The organism is Methanococcus voltae, assembly GCF_024807655.1.
Classification (GTDB): domain Archaea; phylum AGJL01; class Methanococci; order Methanococcales; family Methanococcaceae; genus Methanococcus; species Methanococcus voltae_D.
Genome location: NZ_JANUCR010000002.1, coordinates 153,876 through 168,169, shown reverse-complemented (window position 1 = coordinate 168,169; position 14,294 = coordinate 153,876). Strand labels below are relative to the sequence as shown.

General features: G+C 30.0%; 8 protein-coding genes, 2 tRNA genes and 1 pseudogene. 5 read left to right on the top strand and 6 right to left on the bottom strand.

Annotated elements, in window-relative coordinates:
* Positions 1 to 2: 2 nt before the first annotated feature.
* Together J3E06_RS03350 and J3E06_RS03345 are read right to left on the bottom strand one after the other, a co-directional pair.
* Positions 3 to 1,775 (bottom strand): ribosome biogenesis/translation initiation ATPase RLI, encoded by a 1,773-nt coding sequence (locus J3E06_RS03350; protein ID WP_013181055.1) that lies wholly within the window; start codon positions 1,773 to 1,775, stop codon positions 3 to 5.
* Between the two features lie 424 nt (positions 1,776 to 2,199).
* Positions 2,200 to 2,551 (bottom strand): annotated as a pseudogene (locus tag J3E06_RS03345) (3-isopropylmalate dehydratase small subunit); the annotation flags it as partial.
* A 329-nt stretch (positions 2,552 to 2,880) separates the two neighbouring features.
* Here J3E06_RS03345 and J3E06_RS03340 point away from each other — a divergent pair.
* Together J3E06_RS03340 and J3E06_RS03335 are read left to right on the top strand one after the other, a co-directional pair.
* On the top strand, positions 2,881 to 5,520 hold the full coding sequence (locus tag J3E06_RS03340; RefSeq protein WP_013181053.1) for a DNA-directed DNA polymerase: 2,640 nt from the start codon (positions 2,881 to 2,883) through the stop codon (positions 5,518 to 5,520).
* 782 nt (positions 5,521 to 6,302) lie between these two features.
* Positions 6,303 to 8,072 carry an S-layer protein gene (locus J3E06_RS03335; protein ID WP_013181052.1) on the top strand — a complete coding sequence of 590 codons (1,770 nt, stop codon included), beginning with the start codon at positions 6,303 to 6,305 and terminating at the stop codon, positions 8,070 to 8,072.
* A 262-nt stretch (positions 8,073 to 8,334) separates the two neighbouring features.
* On the opposite strand, the gene J3E06_RS03330 is transcribed toward J3E06_RS03335, so the two are convergent.
* A tRNA-Met gene (locus J3E06_RS03330) sits at positions 8,335 to 8,413 on the bottom strand.
* A gap of 44 nt (positions 8,414 to 8,457) precedes the next feature.
* Positions 8,458 to 8,536: transfer RNA gene (locus J3E06_RS03325), tRNA-Met, on the bottom strand.
* Positions 8,537 to 8,915: 379 nt separating this feature from the next.
* Here J3E06_RS03325 and J3E06_RS03320 point away from each other — a divergent pair.
* Entirely contained in the window at positions 8,916 to 9,602 is a 687-nt protein-coding gene (locus J3E06_RS03320) for a PHP domain-containing protein (protein WP_013181051.1), read from the top strand.
* Between the two features lie 90 nt (positions 9,603 to 9,692).
* Positions 9,693 to 9,920, top strand: a complete 228-nt coding sequence (locus J3E06_RS03315) for a FeoB-associated Cys-rich membrane protein (protein ID WP_013181050.1) — start codon at positions 9,693 to 9,695, stop codon at positions 9,918 to 9,920.
* A 93-nt stretch (positions 9,921 to 10,013) separates the two neighbouring features.
* On the opposite strand, the gene J3E06_RS03310 is transcribed toward J3E06_RS03315, so the two are convergent.
* Entirely contained in the window at positions 10,014 to 11,054 is a 1,041-nt protein-coding gene (locus J3E06_RS03310; RefSeq protein ID WP_013181049.1) for a M24 family metallopeptidase, read from the bottom strand.
* A 249-nt stretch (positions 11,055 to 11,303) separates the two neighbouring features.
* Complete coding sequence (gene aroA / locus J3E06_RS03305) at positions 11,304 to 12,674, bottom strand: 3-phosphoshikimate 1-carboxyvinyltransferase (protein ID WP_013181048.1); 1,371 nt, start codon at positions 12,672 to 12,674, stop codon at positions 11,304 to 11,306.
* A gap of 264 nt (positions 12,675 to 12,938) precedes the next feature.
* Here aroA and purB point away from each other — a divergent pair, with 264 nt between their 5' ends.
* Positions 12,939 to 14,285, top strand: a complete 1,347-nt coding sequence (purB, locus tag J3E06_RS03300; RefSeq protein WP_013181047.1) for an adenylosuccinate lyase — start codon at positions 12,939 to 12,941, stop codon at positions 14,283 to 14,285.
* Positions 14,286 to 14,294 lie beyond the last annotated feature (9 nt).

Below are 14,294 nucleotides of genomic sequence, written 5' to 3'. Positions count from 1 at the left end.
TATTATTCATCAACGTAATAATATTCTCCAATCTCTTTTTGGTGTAAATCTCTTTGACTTCCTTCTTTATTTACCCTCGGCCTACCGGTTTCCGGGTCTCTTCTAAAGGTAATACCCATCTGTTTTAAAAACTTGTTTGCACCATCTCTCTTTTTCAAAGGAGCACTTCCTTGACCATTCATTCCAGCTTCACCGTTAAATACGATAAATCTATCAGAAATATAATCTTGGAACAAAATATCGTGGTCAACAACGAACATTGCCGCATCTTTTTCATCTGCCATACGTCTTATAACTCTTGAAGCGTTTAATCTCTGCTCTACATCTAAGAAAGCTGAAGGTTCGTCAATAAGATATAAATCAGCATCGTGGCTTAAACAAGCTGCAATCGAAACTCTTTGAAGTTCCCCGCCTGAAAGGTCTTTCACATTTGATTCCATTAAGTTTTCGAGTGCTAAAGGTTTTACAATCTCCGACTTATAGAATGAAGTGTGAATCGCAGTAATATCCATTAATAAATCTTCCACAGTTCCATCAAAATCTGTTAAAATGTACTGCGGTTTGTAGGCTACTTTAATATCTCCGTTAATTTCACCTGCATTAGGTTTTATAACGCCAGCTAAAGCTTTTACGAAAGTTGTTTTTCCGATACCGTTAGGTCCGAGTATACCCACTACTTCACCCTGGTATATTTCGCCCCCTTCAACGTTTAATTTGAAATCTCCCAAATTTACGTTAATATCTGTGTAATCTAAAAGCATAGGTCTGTTTGAATTATCTGCAGGAGGTCTTTTTTCAAAGATAATAGAGTTTTTCCTAAATCGTATATTTTCTTCTTTTAAAAATCCGTCCAAATATGCGTTAATTCCAACTCTCGTACCTCTTGGATGGGTAACAACCCCGTAAGCAGATGGTACACCATACATAATGTGTATATTATCGGATAAATAGTCTAAAACGATTAAATCGTGTTCAACTGCTACAACTTTCTTATCTTCACTGACTTTTCTTATAACCTTTGCAGCACTAAATCTTTGTTTAACATCTAACCAAGAAGTAGGTTCATCAAAGTAATAAATACTACCATCCCTTAAACAGGCGGCTGCAATAGCTACTCTTTGAAGCTCTCCACCACTTAATTGGGTGAATTCCCTATTTAAAAGGTTGGTAAGTTCCAATTCTTTTGTTAATTCGTCGAATTTTCCTGTTTCATCAACTTTTTTTAACATATCTCCTACTTTGCCCTTAACTACTTTTGGTAGTACGTCAACGTATTGCGGTTTGTGAATTGGTTTAATACTTTTTTCTTTTAGTTTTTCGAAGTAATTTTGCAATTCTGTTCCTGAGAAATGCTTTATTACATTTTCAATATTCGAAGGATTTTCCAAATCATTTAAGTTTGGCAATAATTCACCGTTCAATATTTTAATAATGGTGGATTTACCAACACCGTTAGGTCCTAATATACCAGTCACGCCATTTCTTGGCGAAATTAAGCCATATAATCTAAATCGGTTTTGACCGTAGGAATGTATAATCTTATCATCTGAAAGTTCTTCAGGCAAACCGATTATTTTTATGGAACCAAATGGGCACCTTTTTGTACATATACCGCAACCACTACACAATTGCTCGGATATTACAGGTTTACCAGTATCTTCATCTATAACGATAGTTTCTTCTTCCATTCTAACGCCAGGGCAGTATTTCATACATTCCATAGAGCACCGTCTTGGTTGACACCTATCGTAATCTAATATCGCTAATCTTGACATTTAATCACCATTATAATTAGTATAAAAATATAGTTGAGGTTGTAATTTAAAGATATACTTTATAGTTAGTATATTTTATAGTTATATTTTTAAATAGTATTTTTTAAATATTATTGAGATTTAGCATAACCTACAAGTCCGCCTTTACCTAAGATATCCATTGTTTTGCCTTTAGGGAAAATACAAGTTATTTTTTCAGCATCGATATTGTTTTTATTATTATTATTATTATTATTATTATTAGTATTATTATTATTATTATTATTAGTATTATTATTAATTTCATTGGTTTCAATTAAATAGTTTTCAATTTCTATATCGTTTATATATATTTTTTTATTCTCAAAATCCACAGATATTTTAACATTTTCATTGTTTTTTTTATTGTTTTCATCTTTATTTTGAATTTTTATCGTTTCAATAATTTTCTTAATTCCCTTACATTCAATTGGAATAATACCCAAATTTATACAATTTCTGTAGAATATTCTTGCAAAACTTTCTGCAATTATTGCCTGAATACCACAGTATTTTATTGCAACTGGTGCTTGCTCTCTCGAACTTCCGCAACCGAAATTTTCCCCTGCAAGAATTACATCACCGTTCGCCGTTTTATTTGGGAAATCCTCGTCAATACCTGCCATACAATGTAAAGCCAACTCATAAAGGTCAGTTGTTCTTAAATAAGGACCTGGAATAATTGCATCAGTATCCACGTCATCACCGAAAATATGTGCTTTTCCAGTTATTTTAGAAGGAAGCCCTTTCGAATACAGTTCCTCTATTTTTTGACTTTTAAGTTTCTCGTAAGTACTATTTTTTTCCATAAAATCACCGAAAATAACCGATATTTAAAATAACGATATTTAAATTAATATATGTATTTTAAACGATAGTTGTTCAAAACTGAATATAAACAATTAATAAAGAAGTAGAAATAATATAATTTATCATAATATTATATACTTAAGTATTCAAATTGAAAATATTTAGTATTAAATATGGATTAAATATGAATTCATACTATTAATAATTAATATTTATATTGTTGGAAATAGCAAATTTATTTTAATGTTATTCATATGTTATAGAATTTGGTGAATTTATGGAGAAAAAAACTGGGTCAATTGAAAAAATACTATTGGATTTAGATTATAATTCTAAGGATTTATGTATTGATAGATATTACAAATATTGCATATGCGATGACGTCGAATATGCTAAAGGTCAGATGAATTTAGAAAAAGAATGTGATTTTAAGCCATATTTTTACGTAGATACGGCTGAACCTCAAGAAATTTATGATTATTTGGCATCCATAGACCAGGAATTAGATTTAAAAAAATTAGGGCAAGAATTTGAAGATAAAACTTCATTAAAAGTTCAAGATTTAATTACAAATATTGAAGTTGTTGAAAAAATTGTTTACTCTGATTATATTCCAAATGGTAATGAATATAGTAATATCAAGGAATTTAACAATGAAAATGGAAGTATAAATGAAAAAGAAAATGGGAAGGAAAAAGAAACTATTAAAAAATTTGAAAAAAATAAAAGAAAAATATGTAAAATATATGTAAAATACCCTAATCACGTGAAAATAATAAGAGAATACTTTAAAGAATTTGGTAAATCCTATGAATTTGATATCCCTTTTTTAAGGCGTTATATGATTGACAATGAGATAGTACCACTAACAAAATATTCTGAAAAAGCCCAAACCGATGATAAAATTCCCGAATTAAATTGTATAGCCTTTGATATGGAAATATACTGTAAAAAAGAACCTAATGCAAAAAAAGACCCAATAATTATGGTTAATTTATTCTCAAAAGACTATCAAAAAGTAATTACATATAAAAAATTTGAAAATTCGGAATATAATGGTTGTATTGACTATGTAAAAGATGAAAAAGAGCTAATTAATAGAACTATCGAAATTCTAAAACAATACGATGTAATTTACACATATAACGGAGATAATTTCGATTTCCCATATTTAAAAAAGAGAGCTAATATATATGAAATTGAATTGAACTTCTCAAATAACTCGCAAAGGTCGGAAAAAACAAAAAAATTGGACAAAGTAAATGATGAATCAAATGATGAATCAAATAATAACTTAAAGTTAATTCAACCTCAAATTATAAAGATTTCAAAGGGCGGGATTAATAGAAAAAGCAAAATACCGGGAATAGTGCATATTGACCTCTATCCAATTGCCAGAAAACTATTAAATCTTACAAAATACAAATTAGAGAATGTAGTGCAGGAATTATTTAAAATTGAAAAAGAAGCTGTTGATTATGGGGACATTCCTAAAATGTGGGAAACAGAGGACAGTACGTTATTAAAATATGCGTACGAAGATGCTCTTTATACCTATAAAATGGGTAATTATTTTTTACCCCTTGAAATAATGTTCTCAAGAATAATTAATCAGCCTCTTTACGATACAAGTCGGATGAATAGTAGCCAAATGGTAGAATTCTTATTGATGAAACGGTCTTTTGAACAAAATATGATATCACCAAATCGACCCTCCAGTTCGAGCTATAGGGAACGTGCCAAATTCTCATATGCGGGAGGGTATGTTAGGGAGCCGTTGAAAGGGATTCAGGAAGATATAGTTTCACTTGACTTTATGAGCCTATATCCATCCATACTTATTAGTCATAATATTAGTCCTGAAACTGTCCTTTATGATGAAAAAGAACGGAAAAATATGGAATTGGGAATAATTCCTAAGACACTTGATGAACTTTTGAGTCGTAGAAAACGTATTAAAAAGCTTTTAAAAGATAAAATTCAGAAAAATGAATTTGATGAAGAATATAATCGATTAGAACACGAGCAAAAATCCATAAAAGTGCTTGCAAATAGCCATTACGGGTATTTAGCATTCCCGATGGCTCGATGGTACTCTGACAAATGTGCAGAAATGGTAACAGGGCTTGGTAGGAAATACATTCAGGAAACCATTGAAAAAGCTGAAAAATTCGGATTTAAAGTAATTTATGCAGATACAGATGGTTTTTATGCTAAATGGGATTATGAAAAAGCGAAAACTAAAATTGAGGACAGTGGCGATGCTTTAGAATTATCAAAAGAAGAATTAATAATATCAACTAAAAAATTCTTAAAAAGTATTAATGATGAATTACCAGAAGGTATGGAATTAGAATTCGAAGGATACTTTAAAAGAGGATTATTTATTACTAAAAAGAAATATGCATTAATTGAAGAAGACGGGCACGTTGTAATAAAAGGTTTAGAAGTTGTAAGGAGGGATTGGTCTAATATTGCAAAAAATACACAGCAAGCAGTGATTAAAGCATTATTGGAAGATGGGGATATTAATTTAGCTAAAAAAATTATCAAAAAAACTATTGATGATTTGAAAAAGGGCAATATTGATAAAAATGATTTACTTATACACACCCAATTAACCAAAAATATTGAAGAATACAAATCAACTGCCCCACATATCGAGGTAGCTAAAAAAATAAAACAACGTGGCGATTCTGTTCGAGTAGGGGACGTTATTAGTTATATTATAGTTAAAGGTAGCCGTTCAATTAGTGAAAGAGCGGAATTATTAGATTTTGCAAAAGATTATGATGTAAATTATTATATTGATAATCAGGTTTTACCGCCAGTTATTAGGATTATGGAATCTTTGGGAATCTCTGAAGACGAATTAAAGAATTCTGGCAAGCAATTTAAACTTGACCATTTTATGTAATTTATGTAATTTATGTAATTAAATGATTAAATGATTAAATAATTACATAATTAAATAACGACTAAAATATTTACAATAAATTATGTACGACATATATTCAAAATATATTGTAAATATATTCAAAAAAACAATGATTAAATTAAAATTAACTTTAATAATCTATTAAATTTACTAAATATATAGATAAATTAATATATGTTTAAAATCGTTTAAAAAAGTTGCAAAAATTTGCAACCTTTTTATAATAGTTCTAATCTTTTTTTTAGGGTTCTTTTTTAAAAAATAGCTTCTTTTAAGATTTATATATCTTGAAACGGTTTCAGAGACCGTATTAATTGGTAAGGTATATATACTAAGATAGGCATAGTACTATTTGTCAAAAGATGTAATGACTTGAAAGTGAGTTAACATATCACTTGGAAATTCATTGTTGATGACACATATTATAATTATATTTACTAATAAATTTATCAAATTAATTATCAATTTGTTTCGTATATTTATAAAGTATTTGTAAATTAGCAGAACAATTTCGAAAGTATTAAAAATAGAATAACATATTATATATACGAGTATAATCTTACTCGTGTAAGAAGATATACTTTCGAGTATGTTAGCAACAAATAACTATAAATATAGAAATATACTAAAAATTTAGTATTAAAGGTAGTAATGTTAAATTAAATACTAATTACAATTTAAAAGTTTAACAACTTGTTAATTACTACTGGAAAATACAAAAAACTAAAAAATAATACAAAAAACTAAAAAGGTGCATTACAATGGCAATGAGCTTAAAAAAGATCGGTGCAATTGCTGCAGGTAGCGCTATGGTAGCTTCAGCATTAGCTACAGGTGTTTTCGCTGTAGAAAAAATCGGTGACGTAGAAGGATTTAAAGTAATAGAAAACGGTGAACCAACCGCAGATATCGTAGTAGGTTCAACAGCTGCTGCTGCTGACGTTGTTTCAGCTGCAAACGTAGCTGCAAAAATCGGTTCAATGATGTTCACAGAAGGAGAAGCTGCTTCAGGTTCAGCAAAATTAACAGTTAAAGCTTCAGCAGAATCAGATGATGCTAACTTAAAAGAAGTACCTGACAAAGCAGGTCTTGCAAACGCTTTCTTAACAACTGTAGACGACCAAGCATTTTTAGTAGCTGCTGCTGATAGCGACTATGCAGATGGTTTAATTAACGACTCAACATCAAACCCTGCAAAAGCAAACCTTAAAGATGGAATATTATTCACAGCTTCAAAATTAGCTGCTGCTGAATCATTAGGTGATTTAAGCACATTATCACAAGTTAAAGATATCGACCCATCAGACTGGTACAGTGATAGTGCTACAGCAGATAGATACACAGCAGATTACTACGACCAAGATGGTGATGCTGTTGAGATGGTAATGGCAACAGTTACATCTAATGGTGACGGTGACTCAGTAACAGTTAAAGAAGACCAGGTTTTATATGCTTCAATTTCATACGACGACGATAATGAAGACTTCAGAACTTCAACAATGGCTTTAAAAGAAGGTAATAGATTACCATTCTTAGGTGAAGAATACGCTTTAGTTAAATTAGACACCGACGATGACATTGTATACTTAGGTAAAGAAGTATTCGATGGTGTATTAAAAGAAGGCGATACCTACAGTATTGGCGACGGATACGAATTAAAAGTTGTAGCTATCTTAACAACAGGCGCAACACCTGTAAAATACAAAGTAAGCTTACAATTATTAAAAGATGGTAAAGTAGTTGCTGAAAAATTCGATATTGCAGAAGTTGGTAGCCCATTAAAAATGGTTTACACACCTGGAAACATCGGTATTGTAGTTAACCAAGCGTGGGAAAACGTTGGTGGAGACTACGGTTATGCAAGCACATTGATCACAAACAACTTAGTAGCTTTAGAAGTTGGTGAAGAATACATACCAGACTGGCAAGTTGTTATGATTGAAAAAACAGCATTTACAGATGGTTCAGACATAGGTACAGTTAAATTAGAACTTGCTGACGATAAAATCACCAAAGCAAACACATACGGTATTGGTTTACAATATGTTGGCGATGACGAAGACAACTTCAAATCAGGAAAGTCAATGAAAATTGCAAAATACGCTGAAGTTGAATTAGATGATGAAGACAAAGAAACAACAAAATTAAACGCATTCTTCTCAATGGATGAAACCAAAGAAGCTACATTAGCTGCTGGTCAAAAAGTTACAGTTTTAAACTCAGACATCACTTTATCAGAAGTAATGGCTGATGCTAAAGCACCTGTAGCTTTCAAAGCACCATTAGCTGTATTAGACTCAGAAGTTTCATTAGCTGCTGCTAACAAGAAATTAATCTTAGTTGGTGGTCCTGTAGCTAACGCTTTAACAAAAGAATTAGCTGACGCTGGAAAAGTTGAAATGACAAACGAATCACCTGCAACATTAGCTGTAGTAGCTGGTGCTGCAAACGGTAATGATGTATTAGTAGTAGCTGGTGGCGACAGAGCTGCAACAGCAGAAGCTGCTAACGCATTAATCAACATGTTATAATTTAACTAATTGTTAAATTATATTTTTGATATATTAAAAGTGGGATTTTCCCACTTTTTTTATTTTATTATTTTATATTGTTTTATTTAAATATATGGATATATTATGTATGGACATATAAATAATTGTTTTAAAAAATTAAAAATGGTAAAAAAGATTTCATTTTTTCATTTTGAAATTTAAAAATAATAAATGGTAAAAATGTTAACTATCAATATAGTCATATATTGAAATATATAAATTAATTTGCCTAAAATAAAAATGGTAGCGAGGGGACGATTTGAACGTCCGATCTTCGGGTTATGAGCCCGACGGGATAGGCCTGGCTACCCTACCTCGCTAATGTTCTAATTCTTTAATTCACTATTTTATCTAAATTTTAAAATGGTAGCGAGGGGACGATTTGAACGTCCGATCTTCGGGTTATGAGCCCGACGGGATAGGCCTGGCTACCCTACCTCGCTAATTTTCTTTTTTATTTTCGACAACTCTTTTGTCAACACATAAGAATAGCAAACATAGTATATAAAGCTATGGGTTAGATTTAAAAATAAATTAATTAATGATATTCCACCCAAAAATCGGCAAAAATAAGTTTTAAGACAATAAAGTTATTTGGTTGTGGCAATTGTCGAGGGGACAAAATTATGTAATTGACGGAAAATATATAAATGTAAAAGACAATAGTATTATCAACAATAATTATATCTAAAATTATATCAAGATTTTATACAAACCCTATAAAAATTTTAAATCAACTATTTCAATTACATTTGTAAAATTAAAACCAATAAATCGATTTTAAGATAAAAAATAGATTTAAAAAGTCCCAATGGTGAATAAATGAAAATTGATATGCACGTTCATACGATAAATTCAAGATGTTCTATGAATTCTATCGACAAATTGGAAAAGATTTGCAAAAAAACAGATATTACTCCGTTTATTGCAGACCACGACCAATTAACGAAGGTTAAATTTGGCGTAGCTGGCGAAGAAATTTCAACGTCAAGAGGGGAGTTCATAGGATTATTTTTAACAGAACAGGTCAACACAAAAGACATATTTGAAGCATTAGATATAGTTAAAGAACAAGGCGGTCTTGTATATTTACCTCATCCTTTCGACGTTAGGAGAAGAAGAACGCTTGCAAAATTTGATATTTTAGACGATAAAGAATTTATAAAAAGAGTCGATGCTGTGGAAGTTTACAATAGCAGATGTGTCGACAATACGCCAAATTTACAAGCCAAGGAGTATGCAAAAAAGTACGACCTTTTAGCTGGTGTCGGTAGCGACAGTCATTTTTCATGGGAACTCGGCAATGCTTATATGGAAGTCGAAGATTTTGATTTAGAAAATCCTAAGCAGTTTTTAAAAGTTTTAACAAAAGCAAATAATTCAGTGAATACAGTCTTTAACTGTACACGTTCAAGACCATTAAATATGCTATTTTTCAGTAAATTATCTAAAAAAATACATAAATCAGGGTATTTAGAATATTTTGATAACACCCGGAGCATTTTTTAATAAAATTGATTATTATATTTATTAAGCATATTCACCATTATTTTTTTAAATTATACATTACTTTTAAATTATTATTAATTGAGTGAAAAAATGGATAGTTTTGTTGAAGGAATTATGAATTTAATTTTTCAGAGTTTTATCGATACACTTTATGATATTATAGGTATTATCGTATCATTAGTAATCATAATTGCAGTTCTCTTTGCGATACATTATATATACAAAAATAGATTTAAAATATTCGAAAAAGAAGACGACCGTATGAAAAGAGAACTTTCTGAAACACGTAAAAGAAAAGAACAAATCAATAGTAAATAATAAAAATTTAAAGAATACATAAAAAAAGTAAAAAGTAAAAAGTAAAATTAATTATTAATTATTAATTATAATATCGATATTTAATAATATTGATTAATAGTCCATTATTTTTGCAGAACTTAATTTTTTAAATCCATCTTTTTTAACAAGATATAAATCTTCAATACGTACTCCAAATTTTCCAATGTACAATCCTGGTTCTAAAGTAATAATCATATTTTCTTCAAGCGTAAATTTAGAATTCTGGGAAATTGTAGGGTTTTCGTGAACTTCAACACCCACACCATGCCCCAATGAATGAATAAAATACTTATCATAATCTTTAAAGTGATTTCTAACACTTGTTTCCAATTCCTTTGAAGTTATCCCACTTCTTAATAAATCTTCTGCAATATGTTTTCCTTCATTAACCAACCTATAGATATCAATCATTTCATTTGTAGGATTTAAAAGCACAGTACGTGTTATATCTGAACAATAACCTTTATATACCGCCCCCAAATCCATCAAACATATGTCTTTTACAAGTTCGTTAGATGGCATGCCGTGTGGCAACGATGTCTTGTTACCAGTTATAGCAATTGTGTCAAAAGAAGGTTTTATACTACCACTTTTCTTCATAATATATTCTAATTTGGCCGCAATTGAATTTTCAGTATCTTTAAGATTATCTCTATTATCCAATAGATATTCAGATATTGATGCGACTGCTTTATCACTTATCTCCGCAGCTTTTGAAAGGTTTTTTATTTCATCTTTATTTTTAACCATTTTCATCTTTGTTAATTCATTAGTAATTATTTTATGCCCTAAACTAACATATTTTAAAAATCCAACTGGTAAATCTCCTTCAATTCCGTTGCAACCTTTTAAAGCTTCCCTCCAACTCTCAAATTGGGTTATTTTTACATCTTTTGATTCATAAATCTTAGCTAATTCATAATCCAGTTTAGACACTTGTAATTCTATTTGATTCTCTTTTATATCAAATATTAAAACTGAAAAATTTGGGGAGTAATCTTCCAAAAAATAGTTTATATTTTCTTTTTTTATAAAAACTGTCTTATTTATCTCATTATTGGCCATATATTTTAAAAAATGAGCTATTTTCTCTTTTTTAGTTCTTTGAATCATTCTTACACCAGGGGGATTGTCAATGCTATAAATCATAATTGATATAAATTTAATTTTGATTATATTTATAGATATAATACTTGTTTTTAAAGATTAATTGATATAATATTAACTAATTAGATATGATACTAACTATAAATATAAAAATCTTAAAAAATTGGAAATACAATAAAAATAGAATAAAATAAAATAAAAATTATATTCAAACGTATTCAATTATTATTATTATTATTATTATTAAATTATCTATTATTCAATCGCAATATTACCACCAATTGATTTAATAACATCTACAAAATTAGGGAATGAAATAGAAACTGCTTCTTCACCTTTAATTTTAGTTTGACCCTTTGCAAGCATTCCCGCCATTGTAAAAGCCATTATTAACCTGTGGTCGTGATATGTCTCTAACTCAGCACCCTTTAAAGTTTCGCCGTTATCGATATCTAAACCTTGTATTATCAAACCGTCTGGTTTTTCTTCTATTTTAGCACCCATTTTTTTTAATTCCTTGGTGCACGCCATTAAACGGTCGCATTCCTTAATACGTACGTGTTCTCCATTATAAATTGTAGTAGTACCTTCTGCAAAACAGCCCAAAACCGCAAGAGTAGGTACTAAATCAGGCGTATTCTTCACATCAATGTCAATTCCTTTTAATTTAAATTTTGAATTTTTAATTATTACTTCATCATCCCTTATTTCTAAATCCGCACCCATTCGTTTTACTATGTTTATAATTTCTTTGTCCCCTTGTTTTGAATCTTTAAACAAGTTTTTAATGGTGATATCCGAATCTAAAAGAACACCTAAAGCTATTAAATAGGAAGCAGATGAGTAATCCCCCTCTACAATATAATCAGTAGCCTTGTAGGTTTGATTAGCTTTTATTAAATAAGCATTTTCTTTTTTATTTGTTTTATTTTTTTTATTTATATTATTTATATTATTTATTTCATCTTTTTTTATGGATACTCCAAATTTATCCAATAAATCGATTGTGATATTTAAATAAGGTTCAGATTTTAAATCGCCTTCAATTAAAATTTTACTATCTTGAGTATTAAAAGGCAATAACATCATTAATGAACTTATAAATTGAGAACTCATATCCCCTGTTATTTTTACAATATTACCATCGATTTTAGAACTTTTAACAACCAGAGGAGCTTTATTATCATTTGATAATACTTCAATATTTAACTGACTTAAAGCTTCTATTAAAGGACCCATTGGTCTTTTTCGTATTGATTCATCACCATTTAAGATTGCAATTGAATTATGGGGGATTTGAGAAACTAAAGACGTTAATATTCTCAGGGTTGTACCACTATTACCGATATCTATAACATTTTTTGGAACTTTTAGATTACCGTCCGAACTTATTGTCCAAACTTCATTTTCAAGCTCATCATCATTACTTTTTTTTATATCTATTGTACTTCCGAGTGCTTTCATTGCATTTAAAGAAGATATACAATCTTGACTTTTTAAGGGTTGTATTATCTTAGAAGTCCCATTCGCTAAACCTGCACAGATTACAGCCCTATGAGTGTATGATTTAGATGGGGGGGCATACACTGTTCCATTTATTTTTTTTGTAGGATTAACCAATAACATTTTATCACCATATCGTAATATTTCATAATATTTAATTTACAGTTTAATATTTTAAAATTTATATTAATAAATATAATTAGTTGTATTTACATTTAAGTATGTAAAAGTATATGAATGTTAATTAAATATATGAAATTAAACAATTTAACAATATAATTGACATATCGTATATATCAAAAAGATTAAAATACAAATACATTAAAAAATTAGATATTAAAATTTACATAATGTTAAGTTATTCTAAGAATTAAAAAAGGTGATTTAATGCCAATTCATCCAATAGACTTTAGATATGGAACTCCAGAAATGAAAAACATATGGGAAGAAGAGACAAAACTTCAAAAAATGCTGGAAGTTGAAGCTGCGCTCGCACAAGCGGAAGCTGAAATAGGAATGATTCCAAAAGAAGCTGCTGAAGAAATTAACAGAAAAAAATCAATTGAATTTGTAAAACTTGAAAGAGTTAAAGAAATCGAAAGGGCTACAAGACACGATGTAGTTTCAGTTGTTAAAGCTTTTGCAGAAGTTTGTGAAGGTAATGCAGGAGAATACATTCATTTTGGTTCAACTTCAAATGATATAATTGATACTGCTCAATCATTACAATTTAAAGATGCAGGCGACGTATTATTACAAAAATTAATGACTTTAAGAGATGAATTGCTCCAAAAAGCTGAAGAACATAAAAACGTGGTATGTATTGGAAGAACACACGGTCAACACGCTGTCCCTACAACTTACGGTATGAAATTTGCTTTATGGGCTACAGAATTACAGAGACACGTTGAAAGATTGGAAGCTGCTAAAAATAGATTAGCTGTGTCTATGATTACGGGTGCTGTTGGTACAATGGCTGCAATCGGTAAAAATGGAATGACAGTACACAACAGAGTTGGCGAAATATTAGGTCTTGAGCCTGTTTTAATATCCAGCCAAGTTGTACAGAGAGACAGACACGCTGAATTTATGGCAGTTGTTGCAATGATTGCACAGACACTCAATAAAATAGGTGTGGCAGTCAGAAGTATGCAAAGAAGCGAAATTAAAGAACTTGAGGAAGAGTTTGACGCTTCAAAACAAACTGGTTCATCAACTATGCCCCACAAAAGAAATCCAATCACATTTGAACAAATATGCGGTTTATCAAGAGTTATTAAAGTTAATGCACTTGCAGAATTTGATAATATGGTACTTTGGGAAGAAAGAGATTTAACAAATTCATCATCTGAAAGATGTTTATTCCCCGAGAGCTGTGTTTTATTAGACCATATATTGAATTTATCAATTAAAGGATTCAGAAAAATTACGGTAAACGAAGCAAACGTTCAAAGAAACCTCGAAATGACAAAAGGTTTAATTATGGCAGAACGTGTAATGATGGATTTAGCTTCAAAAGGAATGGGTAGACAAACAGGACACGAAGTTGTTAGAACCTGTGCAATGAAAGCTCACGAAGAAAATAGACACTTAAAAGACGTACTTATGGAAAATAAAGAAGTTATGAATTACGTTAATAATGAAGACCTTGATAAAATGTTTGATTATACAACATACATTGGTCTTGCACCTGAAATCGTTGATAACGTATTAAAAGAGTCTAAAAACTGGTAAAAATCATTT